Origin of the sequence: Parafrankia sp. FMc2, from assembly GCF_041008525.1 — a bacterium.
In the GTDB taxonomy this organism is placed as follows: Bacteria; Actinomycetota; Actinomycetes; order Frankiales; family Frankiaceae; genus Parafrankia.
This window is the reverse complement of sequence record NZ_JBFLUG010000088.1, coordinates 18,782-32,885: the sequence shown is the minus strand read 5'-3', so window position 1 is coordinate 32,885 and position 14,104 is coordinate 18,782. Positions and strand designations below refer to the sequence as shown.

General features: G+C 66.4%; 19 protein-coding genes. All 19 read left to right on the top strand.

Going from position 1 to position 14,104, the window contains the following annotated elements:
• Window positions 1-274 precede the first annotated feature (274 nt).
• The 19 genes from AB1460_RS24925 (at window position 275) to AB1460_RS24835 (ending at window position 14,067) form a co-directional block, all read left to right on the top strand.
• Window positions 275-865, top strand: a complete 591-nt coding sequence (locus AB1460_RS24925) for a hypothetical protein (RefSeq protein ID WP_368964535.1) — start codon at window positions 275-277, stop codon at window positions 863-865.
• A gap of 264 nt (window positions 866-1,129) precedes the next feature.
• Entirely contained in the window at window positions 1,130-1,351 is a 222-nt protein-coding gene (locus AB1460_RS24920) for a hypothetical protein (protein ID WP_368964534.1), read from the top strand.
• Window positions 1,351-1,566: a hypothetical protein gene (locus tag AB1460_RS24915; RefSeq protein ID WP_368964533.1), complete on the top strand. Its 216-nt coding sequence runs from the start codon at window positions 1,351-1,353 to the stop codon at window positions 1,564-1,566. Before AB1460_RS24920 ends, AB1460_RS24915 begins: the two co-directional genes overlap by 1 nt.
• Window positions 1,563-1,871: a hypothetical protein gene (locus AB1460_RS24910; protein WP_368964532.1), complete on the top strand. Its 309-nt coding sequence runs from the start codon at window positions 1,563-1,565 to the stop codon at window positions 1,869-1,871. The genes AB1460_RS24915 and AB1460_RS24910 overlap by 4 nt, the downstream gene beginning before the upstream one ends.
• A gap of 123 nt (window positions 1,872-1,994) precedes the next feature.
• Window positions 1,995-2,219, top strand: coding sequence for a hypothetical protein (locus AB1460_RS24905; protein WP_368964531.1), 225 nt, complete (start codon window positions 1,995-1,997; stop codon window positions 2,217-2,219).
• Window positions 2,220-2,256: 37 nt separating this feature from the next.
• Window positions 2,257-2,889, top strand: a complete 633-nt coding sequence (locus AB1460_RS24900) for an MT-A70 family methyltransferase (protein ID WP_368964536.1) — start codon at window positions 2,257-2,259, stop codon at window positions 2,887-2,889.
• 210 nt (window positions 2,890-3,099) lie between these two features.
• Window positions 3,100-3,261 carry a hypothetical protein gene (locus AB1460_RS24895; protein ID WP_368964530.1) on the top strand — a complete coding sequence of 54 codons (162 nt, stop codon included), beginning with the start codon at window positions 3,100-3,102 and terminating at the stop codon, window positions 3,259-3,261.
• Between the two features lie 115 nt (window positions 3,262-3,376).
• Window positions 3,377-4,558 (top strand): DNA cytosine methyltransferase, encoded by a 1,182-nt coding sequence (locus AB1460_RS24890; protein WP_368964529.1) that lies wholly within the window; start codon window positions 3,377-3,379, stop codon window positions 4,556-4,558.
• Window positions 4,551-5,228 (top strand): hypothetical protein, encoded by a 678-nt coding sequence (locus AB1460_RS24885; protein ID WP_368964528.1) that lies wholly within the window; start codon window positions 4,551-4,553, stop codon window positions 5,226-5,228. Before AB1460_RS24890 ends, AB1460_RS24885 begins: the two co-directional genes overlap by 8 nt.
• 230 nt (window positions 5,229-5,458) lie before the next feature.
• The gene (locus AB1460_RS24880; RefSeq protein WP_368964527.1) at window positions 5,459-5,581 is read left to right on the top strand and encodes a hypothetical protein; all 123 of its coding nucleotides are present in this window, start codon (window positions 5,459-5,461) and stop codon (window positions 5,579-5,581) included.
• 14 nt (window positions 5,582-5,595) lie between these two features.
• Window positions 5,596-7,875 carry a type IV secretory system conjugative DNA transfer family protein gene (locus tag AB1460_RS24875; RefSeq protein ID WP_368964526.1) on the top strand — a complete coding sequence of 760 codons (2,280 nt, stop codon included), beginning with the start codon at window positions 5,596-5,598 and terminating at the stop codon, window positions 7,873-7,875.
• A gap of 145 nt (window positions 7,876-8,020) precedes the next feature.
• The gene (locus AB1460_RS24870) at window positions 8,021-8,833 is read left to right on the top strand and encodes a replication-relaxation family protein (RefSeq protein WP_368964525.1); all 813 of its coding nucleotides are present in this window, start codon (window positions 8,021-8,023) and stop codon (window positions 8,831-8,833) included.
• Window positions 8,834-8,921: 88 nt separating this feature from the next.
• The gene (locus tag AB1460_RS24865; RefSeq protein WP_368964524.1) at window positions 8,922-9,278 is read left to right on the top strand and encodes a helix-turn-helix domain-containing protein; all 357 of its coding nucleotides are present in this window, start codon (window positions 8,922-8,924) and stop codon (window positions 9,276-9,278) included.
• A 43-nt stretch (window positions 9,279-9,321) separates the two neighbouring features.
• Complete coding sequence (locus tag AB1460_RS24860; protein ID WP_368964523.1) at window positions 9,322-9,996, top strand: ImmA/IrrE family metallo-endopeptidase; 675 nt, start codon at window positions 9,322-9,324, stop codon at window positions 9,994-9,996.
• 19 nt (window positions 9,997-10,015) lie between these two features.
• Window positions 10,016-11,809 carry a recombinase family protein gene (locus tag AB1460_RS24855; protein ID WP_368964522.1) on the top strand — a complete coding sequence of 598 codons (1,794 nt, stop codon included), beginning with the start codon at window positions 10,016-10,018 and terminating at the stop codon, window positions 11,807-11,809.
• Between the two features lie 267 nt (window positions 11,810-12,076).
• Window positions 12,077-12,310 carry a hypothetical protein gene (locus AB1460_RS24850; protein ID WP_368964521.1) on the top strand — a complete coding sequence of 78 codons (234 nt, stop codon included), beginning with the start codon at window positions 12,077-12,079 and terminating at the stop codon, window positions 12,308-12,310.
• A 148-nt stretch (window positions 12,311-12,458) separates the two neighbouring features.
• Window positions 12,459-12,893 (top strand): hypothetical protein, encoded by a 435-nt coding sequence (locus AB1460_RS24845; RefSeq protein WP_368964520.1) that lies wholly within the window; start codon window positions 12,459-12,461, stop codon window positions 12,891-12,893.
• Window positions 12,890-13,267, top strand: coding sequence for a hypothetical protein (locus tag AB1460_RS24840; protein WP_368964519.1), 378 nt, complete (start codon window positions 12,890-12,892; stop codon window positions 13,265-13,267). The genes AB1460_RS24845 and AB1460_RS24840 overlap by 4 nt, the downstream gene beginning before the upstream one ends.
• Window positions 13,264-14,067 (top strand): methyltransferase, encoded by an 804-nt coding sequence (locus AB1460_RS24835; RefSeq protein WP_368964518.1) that lies wholly within the window; start codon window positions 13,264-13,266, stop codon window positions 14,065-14,067. Before AB1460_RS24840 ends, AB1460_RS24835 begins: the two co-directional genes overlap by 4 nt.
• The last annotated feature ends 37 nt before the right edge of the window (window positions 14,068-14,104 follow it).

The window sequence follows — 14,104 nt, the reverse complement described above, 5'->3', positions numbered from 1 at the left end:
CCTCAAAGCAATCAATATACGAGCCAATTTTCCCTGCGATTTCACCACGCAAAGCTGCACTCGGCATGGTGGCATCAAGCCGCCATGCAGTGAGGAGTATCGGGTTCACGTCAAGTTTTGGTTCGCACAGTCCGCGCCTATTATAAAGCGGCACTAGAGCCCGCCACACATCTGACCGGTCCACCACCATGATATTGCGCACTCCCCCTTAGGTGCTACGGGCGTAAACAGCCCTTGAATTACCTACATAAAGCGTGCTATAAGTATAGCAGTTATGTCAGAATTACCTCCATCGCCCTCCGGTTTTCCTGACGAGCAGCGCGATAACCCTGAAATCGGTACACCTCTTATCATCGAGGGTATGAGTGCTGACGCAGTACTCGCAATGTGGCATCGGGCGACAGACGAGACAGGAGCTTCCCGACCCCTGCCTGGCGAACCAGATAGCGAAGAGATCCTTGCGCAAATAGAGTTGCTGCCCGGCAGGAATATTGAACACGCCCAAGGAGTCTTTAGCATATTCGTGAACAGCACCCGTAATGTGGATCGCCGACACATCGCGTGGTATATCAGCGCCCTCACCGAGGTAGACCGGCTATACGGCTTGCCTCTCTGGGAACAGCTGATGTGCGATCCAGATCATGAAGTGCGCATCGCAGCATACAACCCACTTGAAAGTACCGCCATTGCGTCAAACACCCCCGACCAGCAAGATAAGCCAGACCTTACGGATCTCGGCATTACCTGGCGGGATGCCTACGGCTTGATGCGTGCATTTGTTCGAGCTGAGATATATGAGGGTGCCACCCATACGCCGGGCATGCCGCCATATCCTCATCGCGAATTTAAATACCTCCCCGAGTAGTTGCCGTCAGATCGCTTCGTGGCCGATATCGAACCCCGTGCCGCCAGTGTGCGCCGATTGGCGGGATGACAGAAGCATGTGGCAACATGACAGGATAGCTGTCATGTTGCCATTCCTTGCCATTGATCTCCGTAGTCAGGCAATGTCCTCTCAGGCCCGCCAAACAAGCGGGAAGCCTGAGAGGAGTAGAGAGACTTGAGCGGAAGCAATCTTGTTCCCCGTGGCCGGGTTAGTTTTTCCGTGTCTCGTGAGACGGTCAGAACCGTGAGGCACATTGACAGTGCACTCGTTCAGGAGCGCGCTGCGATTAGCGCCATCTCCCGAGTGGCCGAACACGGCCTGTCGGAGGCGACCTACCTGACGCAGATGCGCAACCAGTTGGAGGCGGCCGTCCCGGACGCCAGCGAGGCCCTGGCCCTCATCGCGGGCACGGCCAACATGGCTATCGCCCGGATGGTGGCGCGCTTCGGGTCGGAGATGAGCTGATGACCGTGGCCCTGATCCTGCTGGCGCTGGTCGTAGCAGTGCAGTGCATCCTGATCAGCCAGATGGACAAGGGCCACTCCACCCTCACGGTCCTGCACGACCGTGAGGCCCGGACCATCGACGCAGTACGTGAACACCGCACACGGGCGGAAGAGCAGATGCTCCGAGTGGCCGACTGTACCCAGCGCGGCGAGTCCGGATGGCGGGACGAGTGAACGCCCTTGTTGCCCTCATCGCCTTCGCCCTCGGCCTGGCGTTCGGCATCAGTGCCGCTGCCAGCTACACCCAAGACGAAGCGAGTGAGCGGGAGAAGGCCCTGCGCCATTCCCTGACGGTACTCCGCCACGCCACGAAGCTCCCGTCACTCTTCTGGGAAACCTGGGCCGACTATGTCGCCCAGGAAGCCGCAGAGGCAGCGGAATTCGCCCGTGAGGCCGCCGCCGAGGAACGGCAGCAGGAGCGGACACAGGCTCTCCAGGAGCTACGCACGATTGATCCCCTTGGAAAGACCGATGACTGAGCTCATCGTCGTGCTGCTCATCCTCGGGGCGTTCATTGCCGGTCGGCTCTTCCAGTGGGTCAGGGATGCCCGTGCCGCCATGGGAACTACGTCTAACAAGAGACCGAAGCGGAAGGGCTGACCATGCGCCTGCCTCATGACCAGACGGTTGTTCGTGTCCCTCTGGACGCGCTGCACTCGGAAACCATCTCAGTCCTGACCGGCTATTTCCAAGACCTCTTCATGACCTGCTACGGCGAAGAGAAGCAGCGCCGCCAACTGACGGCTGCCAGGTTCAGCGAAGCGCTGGCCCGTACCGAAATCTTGCCGCTGGTCGCCGAGAACCACGAGGACTACCAGCCGGAGTAGTCGGCCGCACCGTAGAACTACTCAATCTCCCTGATTAATTTCCTGTCCTATCTGGTGGCAGGCTGGCGGTAGCCATGCCTGCCACCAGACGAAAGGAGCTTTACATCCTGCATTTCCTGACGTCGAAAGGAGCGGCACGCTGACCATCGAAGTACCTGCGGCCAGCAACGCCCGCTACGCCACGATCCTGGCCGACCCGCCCTGGGACATCCAGCAGAAGGGCGGGCTGGGCGCGATCCGCCACTACCCGCTCATGAGCCTGGATGCCATCAAGGGGCTGGCGGTGGAGAGGCTCGCGCTCGACAACGCCCACTGTTACCTGTGGGTCACGAATGCCACCCTGCACGCCGGCGAGGACGTGCTGGCGGCCTGGGGCTTCACCTACCGGTCAACCATCACCTGGATCAAGCCCCGGCTGGGACTCGGTAACTACATCCGCAACCAGACGGAACATCTGCTGCTCGGCACACGCGGGCGTGCCCCGATTCAGTTCCGGGGCCAAGGCAGCTGGTTCTACGCCCCGCTTCAGGCACATAGCTGGAAGCCCGAGGAGCAGTTCGCGATCATCGAACGCTGCTCACCGGGGCCCTACCTGGAGTTGTTCGCGCGGCGGAAGCGTCCCGGCTGGCATGCCTGGGGCAACGAGGTCGACTGCGACGTGGCCCTCTGAGCAGAAAGCCAGCCAGGCTCGCGCACCAACGCATCCGCATTCGCGGCTGTCAGCGATCGGATATCGACGCCGACCTGTTGGCGCAGGCGCTCATCCTCGCTGGTCAGGATCTACCAGCGCCGTCCGAATCGGCACAGCTGCCTGGCGCTGGCAGCCAGGTCAACACGTCTCCCACCGAGGAGTAAATCCCTCCGATACAAAGGATCTAGCATGCAAGACCTGAAAGCGAAGTTCATGCAGGCAACCGTGGCCATGGTGGGCTTCTGCGTCGGCGTACGGATTGCCTACGAGGCAGCCAGACCGCTGATCCTGCCATTGGTCGTCATCCTGGTGCTCGCCGGGCTGGCCTCGCTGGTGCTGCGGCGTCGGTAAGCAGTACGCCCGACCCTCTGTCGGGTAGCGCATTCCCATCACCGGCGCGGGCGGAACTTCTACCCCTGAGCCATTCTCAAATAAGGAGAACCAGATACTACATCGCGATACCCCCATGCCAAAAACTGGTCAAGAATATGCGATTCCCATGCCGCGGGATAGCCAGCCGCGTCTCGGAAGCCGACCCCTCACCTGCGTGAGCCTCTTTGCCGGCGCGGGCGGGATGGCCCTCGGGTTCGAGCAGGCTGGCTTGACCCATCTGCTGCTTAACGAGTACGACCGGCACGCCGTGGCGACCCTGCGCGCCAACCGGCCGGCATGGGAGGTTGATCACCGCGACATCCACGACGTCAGCTTCCTGGCTCTGCGCGGGACGGTCGACGTCCTGGAAGGTGGCTTCCCCTGCCAGGCGTTCAGTGCGTCCGGCAACCGGCAGGGGTTCGCCGACCCGCGCGGCACGCTGTTCTTCGAGTTCGCGCGGGCCGTCCGCGAGATCCGCCCGCGGCTGGCCGTGGCCGAGAACGTCAAGGGGCTGCGCAGCCACGACGGTGGCCGGACGCTGCGGACCATGGTGGCCTCCCTGGAAGAGGCCGGCTACCAGGTGGCCTGGCGGGTATTGGACGCCTCCCGCTTCGGCGTACCGCAGCGGCGCGAGCGGCTAATCCTCGTGGCGCTCCAGCGCGGTAGCGGCAAGCAGATCGTCTTCCCCTCTGAGCTTGAGGGCCCGCCGCCGACGCTGCGGCAGGCCATCGGGGATGGGCCGGCAGGGTCGGGCCAGCGGTACTCGGCCAGCCGTGAGGCGATCATGAGCCAGGTGCCGGAAGGCGGCAACTGGCGCGACCTGCCGGCCGAGGTACTGGCGGCGTGTCTCCCAAACGGTCCCTACCAGGGCGGAAGCTGTAGCGGCGTCGCCCGACGGCTGGCATGGGACAAGCCAAGCCCGACGCTGCTGTGCTCGCCGGTCGCCAAGCTCACCGAGCGCTGCCACCCGGCGGAGACCCGGCCGCTCAACGTCCGGGAGTACGCCCGGATTCAGACGTTCCCCGACAGCTGGCAGTTCGCCGGCCCGGTGACCGCCCAGTACCGCCAGATCGGTAACGCCGTGCCCGTGGCGCTGGCCTACCACCTCGGCTTGGCGGCCAAGGCAGTGCTGACCGAGGGCAGGCCAGAGGGCTTCGGTCAAGCCAGGCACGCTGCGCACGTCCGACGGCGAGACCCCGCGCGGCGTAGTGTCCTTGCCAACCGAAGGCGCGCCGGAGGCCGACCCGGCACGCCAGTCGTGGACGGAAATGCCTGATCCGCCGTTCGCGGGGCGCACGGCGCTGGTGGTGCGCCGAGGTATTACGGCGGTGGTGTCCGTGATCGCCCTGCTGGCCTTCGCTTTCGGCTTCGGAAACGGTTGGGCGCTCGGCGTGCAGCTGGGCGTGCCCGGGTGGATCGCCCCACTGGTTGCCCCGGCCGTCGACCTGTCGGTCATTGCCTTGCTGGCCAGCGTCCAGTATTTGCGCGCCCACGGCATCGGCGGACGGCTGGTGGCGGCACGGGTGCTGCTGGTGCTGTGCGGTCTCATGACCTTCGCTCTCAACACGACCAAGCCGCTACTGGACGGGGCGTGGGGACGCGCCTGCTTCGATGCCATAGCCCCTTGTCTCCTCGTCGGGTGGAGCGAGGTCGCTCCCCGGCTGTTGGCCTTGCTGCACGAGCCCGCGGTCCCGGACGATCCACGGTCCGCCGGGACGGCTGTCCAGGACGGGGACGGGACGAAGCGCCCAACGGCCAAGGACGGGGAGGGGACGGCCATCGTCCTACGCCCAGCACTGATGCAGCGGGCGCGGCGGGCTGACACCGCCCACCGAAAAGCCACGGGCAAGCCGATCACCCGGGACGGGCTGCGGACGGAGCTGCGGATTTCTAATGCCGTGGCTGGGCAGCTGCTGCGGGAAGTGCGCACCAAGTCCGGAACGTAGCCCGCAGAGTCGTTGCGGAATCGTCCACAGATTCGCCAGAGTTACACATCCGGAAGATCATTTCCGTTCTTGACAAAGCGTGTTTGCGGCGGGCATAAGAAGCAATAGAGGTCAGTCGCCTTCATCTGCCCGGCCGGAGCACCGGCCGCCATCGGCACGCCTGCCGTTGACGCGACCCTCATCAATCAGGTAATCGAGGAATCTATATGGCAGGACAAGGGAGGGTCCGGGTGCACGGCGCACCCCGGACAACTATTGATGTGGATCTATTTATTCAAGCGCTCATCACCGCGAGCCAGGAAAGCGCGCTCGCCCAGACGAAGGACGTGCCGGCGCTGGAGGTGGCCCAGTGATGCCCGCCCTCGCCATGCTGGCCGGCGGCCTGGCGATCTTCGGGACGGTTATCGGCATGCGGGCCCTCGACGCCCGCCAGTGGCGCAGCACGCTCGTGGCCTACCGGCTGGGCTTGCCGTCCGGCCTGAAGCCCGAGGACGTCGCCCGCTGGCTGGCCCTGGTGGCGGCAGCCACCCACCCGCCGCGCTGGTCGCTGCTGACCATGCCGCCGCTGGGCTTGGAGATCGTGGCCACCCGGGCCGGCATCACCCATTACATTTTGTTGCCGAAGAGTTCGCAGGCCAAGCTGCTCAGCACCCTGCGGGCCGGGCTACCCAGCGCCCGGCTGGAAGCCGCCCCGGAGTATCTGGCCAGCCAGCCGCCCTACCTGGTGGCCGCCGAGTTGACCATGACGTCCCGGCGACGGCCGCTGGCCAGCGACCGGGCCGAGAGCATCAGCGCCGGGCAGCTGGCGTCGCTGCAACCGCTCAACTCCGGTGAAGAGGTGCGGGTGCAGTGGGCGCTGACCAGCGCCGGCAACCCGCCGCCTGTCCACAGTGCCTCGGCCAAGCGGGGCGATGCCTGGTGGAGCACCTACCTCGTGGAAGGCGATGCACCGGCTGATGCCGAAGCTGTCCGCGCCCAGCGGACCAAGGAAGCTGACCCGCTGCTGCATGCCGTGTTGCGGGTCGGCGTCGCCGCTGGCAGCCCCGCCCGCGCCAAGTCGCTGCTATCACGCACCTGGTCGACGCTGCACGGGCCGAACGCCCCGGGGGTCAGCATGGTGCGCCGCTGGCTGTCATCCCGGACGGTGGTACGACGGATAGATCGGCGCTCCTTGCCGCTGACCCGCTGGCCGCTGCTGCTGAGCAGCCGGGAACTGCCGAGCCTGGTGGGCTTCCTGCTGGGTTCGGTGTCGTTGCCAGGCCTCCCGGCGGGCGTCAGCCGGGTACTCGCACCCTCCCCGGCCACACCGAAACGCGGCGCGGTGCTGGCCCGCAGCAACTATCCGGACTTGGCGGTGCCGCTGGCCATGCGGACAACAGACCGCCTGCGCCACTTGTACCTGCTGGGACCGACCGGCGTCGGTAAGTCGACCCTGATCGACAACCTGGCTCTCCAGGACGCCGCCGCCGGCCGCAGCCTGATGCTCATCGACCCGAAGAGTGACCTGATCGACGACTTCCTGGCCCGCGTGCCGGAGGAACGGGCCGACGAGGTGGTGGTGCTCGATCCATCGGCCACCGACCGGCCGGTGGGCTTCAACCTGCTCGGCGGACTACGCACCGAACAGGACAAGGAACTGGCCGTCGACAACGTGGTGCACATCATGGGCGAACTCTGGCGCAGCTCATGGGGGCCGCGGACGAGCGATGTCCTCCGCAGTTCGCTGCTGACGCTGGTGCACACCCAGGCTGCGGACGGCTCGGACTTCACGCTTGCCGAAGTGCCCGAATTGCTGACCAACCCGACCTTCCGGCGCTCCGTGACCAACCAGCCCGGCGTCCCGGACGGTGTCCGCCCCTTCTGGCACGCCTACGAGGACATGAGCGATATGCAGCGGCTTCAGGTGGTGGGACCAGCCCAGAACAAACTCCGCGCCATCCTCACGAGATCACCGCTCCGCCTGATGCTCGGCCAGAGCCAGGGCTTCAACCTCTCCGAGCTGATGACCCAGCGCCGCATCGTGCTCGTGCCGCTGTCCAAGGGCATCGTCGGTGCGGAGACGGCACAGCTGCTCGGCGCGCTGCTGCTGGCGCTGACGCTCCAGGCCACCCTGGCGCGGGCGGCCGTGCCCGCCGAACGGCGCAAGCCGGTCATGATCTTCGTCGATGAGTTCCAGGACGTGATCAAGCTCCCTGTCGGTATGGCAGACCTTCTGGCTCAAGCCCGGGGGCTCGGCGTCGGCATGACGCTCGCCCACCAGGAGTTGGGGCAGCTGACCGACGCCGTCAAGTCGGCGGTGCTGGGCACGGTGCGCTCACAGGTCGTCTTCCAGCTCGACTTCGACGATGCCCAGAAGATGGCCCAGCGCTTCGCGCCGCTGACCCGTGAAGATCTCATGGGTCTGGCCGCCTACGAAGTGGCCATGCGCCTGAACATCAACAACACCACCCTGCGGCCGGTCACCGGCAAGACGCTGCCGCTGCCGGACGCGCTGCGTGACGGCCGACAGCTGGCCGACCGCAGCCGCCAGCGCTACGGCACACCCCGCGAAGAAGTGGAAGCCGCTCTCCGTGCCCGGGTCAGCGGCCGTCCAGATAGTGAGCCGGAACCGACCCTCGGCCGCCGGCGGCGCGGGGGTACAGCATGACCACCCGCACACCTCTCCCACCGCTCACCCCACCGGCCGCCCACCCGGTCGCGTCGGCCGCGACCAGTCACTTTCCCCTGTCCTGTAGGTATTTTCCGACACTTCCTCCAACGACACATGACCTCCTCTATGGAGGTCACCTCTGATGCCCGCCCGCCAGTCACCGGCCATGGTCGAACGCCTGGTCGACCAACTCAGCCCCCGCGACCGAGCCATCCTCCACGACCTTGCCAAGACTCGCGTCCTGACCGGCAACCAGTTCACGCGACTGCACTTTCAAGATCTTTCCACTACTTCCCGTGACCGGACGCGACGGAAAGTACTGGAACGACTCGCCAGTCATGATCTTGTTACTCCGCTGGAACGGACGATCGGTGGCGCGCGGGCCGGCAGCTCCGGCCTGGTCTTTGCACTCGGCGTCACCGGCCAACGGGCGCTGCCGCTGCTGGACATCGCTACGGATACCGCCAGCCTGCCGACGCGGGCACGGCGGCCGTGGACACCCGGCCAATCGTTCCTGAAGCACACGCTGGCGATCTCCGAGCTGTACGTCCAGCTCCACGAAGCCCAGGCCGCCAGTCAGCTGACACTGGTTCGTTTCGCGGTCGAGGCGGCGGCTTGGTGGCCGGACGGAGCGGGCGGCCTGATCAAGCCAGACGCCTCGGTCTGCCTGGTATCTGACGACGTTGAGGACTCCTGGTTCTTGGAGGTAGACCGAGCTACCGAGTCGCCCGTGACGTTGGGGCGGAAGCTGCGGCGGTACGTCGACTTCGCCCGCACCGGCCAGCTTGGGCCAGACGGCGTCACGCCGCGGGTGCTGCTGACCGTGCCGCATGAGCGCCGGATGCGGGACGTCCAACAGCTCATGGCTCGGCTACCGCCACCGGCCGACCAGCTGATCCTCCCGGAGTTCTTCGAGGCAGCTACCGCGCGTGTCGTTCAAGTGCTCAGAGAGTGAAAGGTGAGCGCCAGTGGATAGCCGATGCAAGAAAAGCTATTGCAAGATTGCAGAGATCGAGCAATACTAGACGCATGAAGGGAGGCCTATGGAAGAGACGACTAAACCACGGTCGCTCGGTGAGCACATCCGGCAGGCTCGGATTGCCAAGGGGCTATCCGGAGCGCAGCTCGGCAGGCTCGCCGGGACCAACTCATCCAACATCACCCGCATCGAAAGCGGCGAGACGGCCTCGCCAACACTGGAGCTGCTGCGACGGATCGCCGGTGCGCTGGATCTCGACCTGGCCGAAGTGCTGGCCTACTGCGGAGTCGCAGTATCCCCGGCTGCACCAACCCTCCGGGTCTACCTCCGCCGCACCTACCCCGGTCTGCCCGACGAAGCGGTACGGGAGGCCGAGCGGGCCGTCGCCCGGATCGTGGAAAAGTACGGAGCTGGCCACTGAAACCGAGAAACTACCTAATACCCACCACGGAAGGAGGGTCGCCTTGAAAACTACACCTAAGAGCATAATCACCAAAGTTCGAGAGATCATCCCGGCGCGGAGCGTTACCCAGGGCGAAGCCCTCATCCTGGCCGAACGGCAAGCCAGCCTGCTCCTGAAGTTGCTGGGCGTACAGGCCGTACCGGTGGACGTCTTCAAGATCAGTGAACTGCCTGGCATCGAGGTACGGGTCAAGCCCCGGCACGAGATGCCGGCTATCGCCGAACTGTCGCAGACCTCGGAAGTCGGCGGCGTCACCCACCTGCGCCGCGACGGTTCCTGGGTCTTGACGATCAACCGGGAGGACACGGTGGGCCGGCGGCGCTTCAGCCTGGCACACGAGTTCAAGCACGTGCTTGATCATCCCGTCGCCGAACGGGCGTACGCCAAGCTCGGCTACGGCAACGCCGAGTACCGGGCCCGGCAGGTCGAACGCATCTGTGACCACTTCGCGGCCTGCTTCCTGATGCCACGTGCCGCCCTCAAACGAGCCTGGTCCAGCGGCATCCAGGACCTGGAAGCCCTGGCCGGGCAGTTCAACGTGTCGCTGACCGCGATGCGGATACGGCTGGACTACCTGGGCCTGACCAACGAAACCGACCGGCCGGTGTCGGAGTACTTCCGGCTGACGGTGCGCCCACGCGTGGGCAGCGCCGAGTGCCCCGGCCTGGCGGCGTAGCGAAAGAAAGGAGGAAACTGTGGCTACTGAGAAACGACCATCGATACGCGGCGAGCAAGGAATCGCCTACTACCGCGTGTCATCGACCGGGCAGGTCAACACTGACTACGATCCAGAAGGTATTTCCCTGCCCGCTCAGCGGGTAGCTTCCAAGCAGCGCGCCCGGGAACTGGGCATCGCGCTGGTCGATGAATACATTGACCCGGGCAAGAGCGGCAAGACGATCGACCAGCGGCCGGCCTTCCAAGGGATGATCGCCCGGATCAAGGCCGACCGAAGCATCAAGCACGTCTTCGTTTATGCCCTGTCCCGGTTCGCCCGGAACCGCTACGACGACGCCATCATGATGATGACCCTCGAACGGCTGGGCGTGCAGCTGCACTCCGCCACCGAGAAGAATCTCGATGCCTCACCCGCCGGCCAGGCGATGCACGGCATGATCGCTGTCTTCAACGAGTACCAGGTACGGGTCAGCGGCGAAGACATCAAGTACAAGATGGGCCAGAAGGCGATCAAGGGCGGCACGCTCGGCCTTGCGTCCTTGGGCTACCTGAACGTCCGGGAGCAGTTCGAGGGCCGCGAAGTCCGTACCGTGGCGCTCGATCCGGAGCGGGCGCCGTTCGTCGTCATGGCCTTCGAGCTGTACGCCACCGGCAAGTTCAACTTCCGGACGCTGCAAGAAGCGCTCACCGCGGCCGGTTTCCGGACCAGGCCGACGAAGCGCTGGAGCGCACGGCCGATTTCGGTGAATAAGATCGGTGAGCTGCTGCGCGACCGCTACTATCTGGGGTTTGTCCGTTACAACGGCGAAGAGTACCCAGGGCGGCACGAACCGCTCATCTCGCAGGAACTGTTCGACCGGGTACAGCGGGTGCTGTATGCCGAACGGCGGGCGGGTACACGCCACCGTACCCACAACCATTACCTCAAGGGCCTTATCTGGTGTGACCGGTGCAAACGACGTTTGATCATCATGCCGGGCAAGAGTCGGACCGGCCTGCGGTACTTCTACTACATCTGCCAGGGGCGACTCGACCACCAGTGCGACTTGCCCTACATGGCGGTCAGCAAGGTCGAACGGGAGATCGAGGACCACTACGGCAACGTCCAGCTATCTGCTGGCTTCCGGGCGGCGGTCCAGGAACGCCTCAACGAGGCGATGGCCAGCACGACCGACACGGCTCGCCAGCTGCAAGCGAAGTACGCGCGGAAACTCAAGGAGCTGGACACCCGGGAGGATAGCCTCCTGGATCTTGTCGGCGACCCTGACTGGCCGAAGGAGAAGCTGACGGCCAAGATCCGTGGCATCCGGGAGGAACGCACCCGCATCGAAGACCGGCTGGCTGAGAACGACCGGCCGCTGGATGCTGGCCACGAGGTACTGGCGACGGTGCTGCGTCTGTTGGAAGATCCACAGGCACTGTACCGACAGTCAAGCATCCGGGCCCGCAAGGTGCTCAACACGGCGATCTTCACCAAGCTGTATCTCGACGTCGAAGGTGACCCGGTGGTCACGGACGATGTCCTCAACGAGCCGTTCGCGGCCACCGTGGCGGCGCGGAGGGCATGGAGCTTGGGTGAGGCGGTCAACGGCGTGCTGGCCGAGCGTGGCGCACGAGTTGCCCCAGCACGACAGAGCGGCGCAGTCCTGGTGGACGACGCCGCTCTTGATGATCTTTCTGATGTTGGCCTCTTGATCGCCGCTTTGGGGAGCGGTGGTTCAAGTAAGGCTGTTCTGGTGCGGGAGGGGGGACTTGAACCCCCACGCCCTAGGGCGGCAGATCCTAAGTTCCCCGGTGACTACCCGTTGTAGACCTCGACGCCACTCCTGACCACGGTGCGTCGAGGTCGGCCGGTCTGATCTACCCGCGTCGAGGCCTCTCCACGCGGCTCCACCACACCCACCCCCACACCACCCCCACACCGGGCCGGTGTGGGGGTGGGCCTCGTCCGCCCGCGCCGTGCCGTGCGCAGCGCGGGCGAAGCGCGTTCGCGGTTCTCTCTACTTCTCTCGCTACACTGACATACAATGAAGTAGAACCCCGGATAGCCGGGGTGTAACGAGAGATCGGGAGTGGCCATGGGACAGCTCACCTGGGAACCAACCACCTGGCCGGGCGACCCCTCGACCCCCGCCCTGGTGGGCGAGGTCGACGGCGCGGAGGTGTTCGTCGGCGAAGGGCCGGTCCCCGGCAGGTTCGCCGGCGTGTTCCACGGCCTGGACGCCATGACCGACCGCCTGCCGAGCGTCGAGGCGGCCATGGACTGGGCCGAGCGCGTGGTCAGCCGCGCCACCGCCCGAGGCGAGCTGTGAGCACGCCCGCCCTCACGGCCCCCTGTGGCCGGTGCAACCGCCGGGCCGTGGACCACGCGCCCGTGTTCGGCCCGGACGGCCTGTGCGTCGACCGCGGTGCCTCCGTCGTCGGATGCCCGGGATTCGTCCCGGTGGAAGGAATCGCCGCATGACCACCGCCAAGACCCCGGCCCGCCTCGCGGGCATGACCCCCCGCCAGATCGCCGACCTCGGCGCCGAGCACGGGTGGGAGGTCATCGAGGCCAGCCACTGGCTCACCCTGCGGCGCATCCACCTGATGTCGACACCCGAGTACGCCCTGCATACCCCCGAAGGGCGCATGAGCCGGGCGCTGTGGCTCCACCCGACCTACCACCGCCCGGAGTTCCTCACCTTCCGCTTCCGCGAGGCCGGCACCACGGACGACGGCAAGCCGCGCCACCGGCTGTACGGCCAGGTCATCCACCGCGAAGGTCGCCCCCCGTGGGTCGAGGCGCATGACGGCAGCGTCAGTCAGGCGCGCGCCCTGGAGATCCTCACCGCCGCGCCCCCGGCGGACGCGCTCACGCCCGAGGGCGCCGAGGCGGCCGGCGGCGCGGCATGAGCGCCGACGTTGAGCCTCGCCTGCCGGAGGTGGACCGCGCCCGTGGGGTCGTGGCCGGGCTGATCGACGAGTGGACCGATGCTCGGGCTCGACTGACTGCCCTGGAGGCGGCCGAGCGCCCCGACCTCGTCGACCACTTCGGGCGGGCGTGGCAGTGGCGCGGACGCGGCGACCTCTACGTCCACGACGACACGCTGGCCTTCCCGAAGGACTGGGTGCTCGGCTCCGAGATGGGGCTGCCTCACCCACGCCTGGCGAACAACCCGAACTACGCGCGCCTGTGCGACACCTGCCGGCAGGGGTGGCCAGGCAGTCTGCCCGCCCAGCGCGCCGAAGGACACGAGGCTGCCGAGCGGGTCGGCGGCGCGGCATGAGCGCGCTCGCCGCCGAGGTGCACGCCGCCCTCGCCGCCGCCGTGGTGGACGGCGCCACCGTCCGCCTGGTCGGCCAGCTCGACCGCAAGACCTACGCCGCGACGGACAAGGCGCTGCGCGCACTGGGCGGGAAGTGGGACCGCAAGGCTGGCGCTCACGTGTTCCCGGGCTCGCCGGGCGAGGCGCTCGCGGCGATGCTGGCCAGCGGGCAGGCGCCGGCCATGCCGAAGGCTCCGCACCAGATCGAGAGCTACTTCGCCACGCCCGACGCCCTGGCGCAGCTCGTGGTCGAGGCGTACACCGACGTCCCGGGCCTCTCGCCGTTCGCGCGGGTACTGGAGCCGTCCGCGGGTGACGGCGCGCTGGTCCGTGCCGTCCGGCGCGTCAACCCGGGCGTCGAGGTCGTCGCCGTTGAGCCGAACGCCGAGCGCGCCGGGCGGATCGACGACGGCAGCGGTCTGGTAACGGTCCAGACCGAGACGTTCGAGACCGTGGCCCGACGTCACGGCCAGATCGAGGCCCGGCCGTTCGACGCCGTGGTGATGAACCCACCCTTCACGCTGCCGGGCGCCGCGACCGCGTGGATCGATCACGTCAATCTCGCCTGGTCGCTGCTGCGGCCCGGCGGCCGGCTGACCGCGATCGTGCCCGCCGGCTTCACCTACCGCACCGACCGCAAGCACCGCGACCTCCGCGAGTGGGTGGGGCTGCTCGGCGGCTGGCGGGAGCTGCCGGAGAAGTCCTTCACGGCCTCGGGAACCGACGTCGCGACCGTCGCGATCTGGATGGAGAAGCCATGATCCCCGACGTCACCTTCCACCACCTGGACTTCACCCT

Excerpts from the sequence above, each read along its gene's own strand:
- AB1460_RS24925 (WP_368964535.1), top strand. The coding sequence starts at position 275 with ATGTCAGAATTACCTCCATCGCCCTCCGGTTTTCCTGACGAGCAGCGC.
- AB1460_RS24915 (WP_368964533.1), top strand. The coding sequence starts at position 1,351 with ATGACCGTGGCCCTGATCCTGCTGGCGCTGGTCGTAGCAGTGCAGTGC.
- AB1460_RS24905 (WP_368964531.1), top strand. The coding sequence starts at position 1,995 with ATGCGCCTGCCTCATGACCAGACGGTTGTTCGTGTCCCTCTGGACGCG.
- AB1460_RS24895 (WP_368964530.1), top strand. The coding sequence starts at position 3,100 with ATGCAAGACCTGAAAGCGAAGTTCATGCAGGCAACCGTGGCCATGGTG.
- AB1460_RS24890 (WP_368964529.1), top strand. The coding sequence starts at position 3,377 with ATGCCAAAAACTGGTCAAGAATATGCGATTCCCATGCCGCGGGATAGC.
- AB1460_RS24885 (WP_368964528.1), top strand. The coding sequence starts at position 4,551 with ATGCCTGATCCGCCGTTCGCGGGGCGCACGGCGCTGGTGGTGCGCCGA.
- AB1460_RS24875 (WP_368964526.1), top strand. The coding sequence starts at position 5,596 with ATGCTGGCCGGCGGCCTGGCGATCTTCGGGACGGTTATCGGCATGCGG.
- AB1460_RS24870 (WP_368964525.1), top strand. The coding sequence starts at position 8,021 with ATGCCCGCCCGCCAGTCACCGGCCATGGTCGAACGCCTGGTCGACCAA.
- AB1460_RS24865 (WP_368964524.1), top strand. The coding sequence starts at position 8,922 with ATGGAAGAGACGACTAAACCACGGTCGCTCGGTGAGCACATCCGGCAG.
- AB1460_RS24850 (WP_368964521.1), top strand. The coding sequence starts at position 12,077 with ATGGGACAGCTCACCTGGGAACCAACCACCTGGCCGGGCGACCCCTCG.
- AB1460_RS24845 (WP_368964520.1), top strand. The coding sequence starts at position 12,459 with ATGACCACCGCCAAGACCCCGGCCCGCCTCGCGGGCATGACCCCCCGC.
- AB1460_RS24840 (WP_368964519.1), top strand. The coding sequence starts at position 12,890 with ATGAGCGCCGACGTTGAGCCTCGCCTGCCGGAGGTGGACCGCGCCCGT.
- AB1460_RS24835 (WP_368964518.1), top strand. The coding sequence starts at position 13,264 with ATGAGCGCGCTCGCCGCCGAGGTGCACGCCGCCCTCGCCGCCGCCGTG.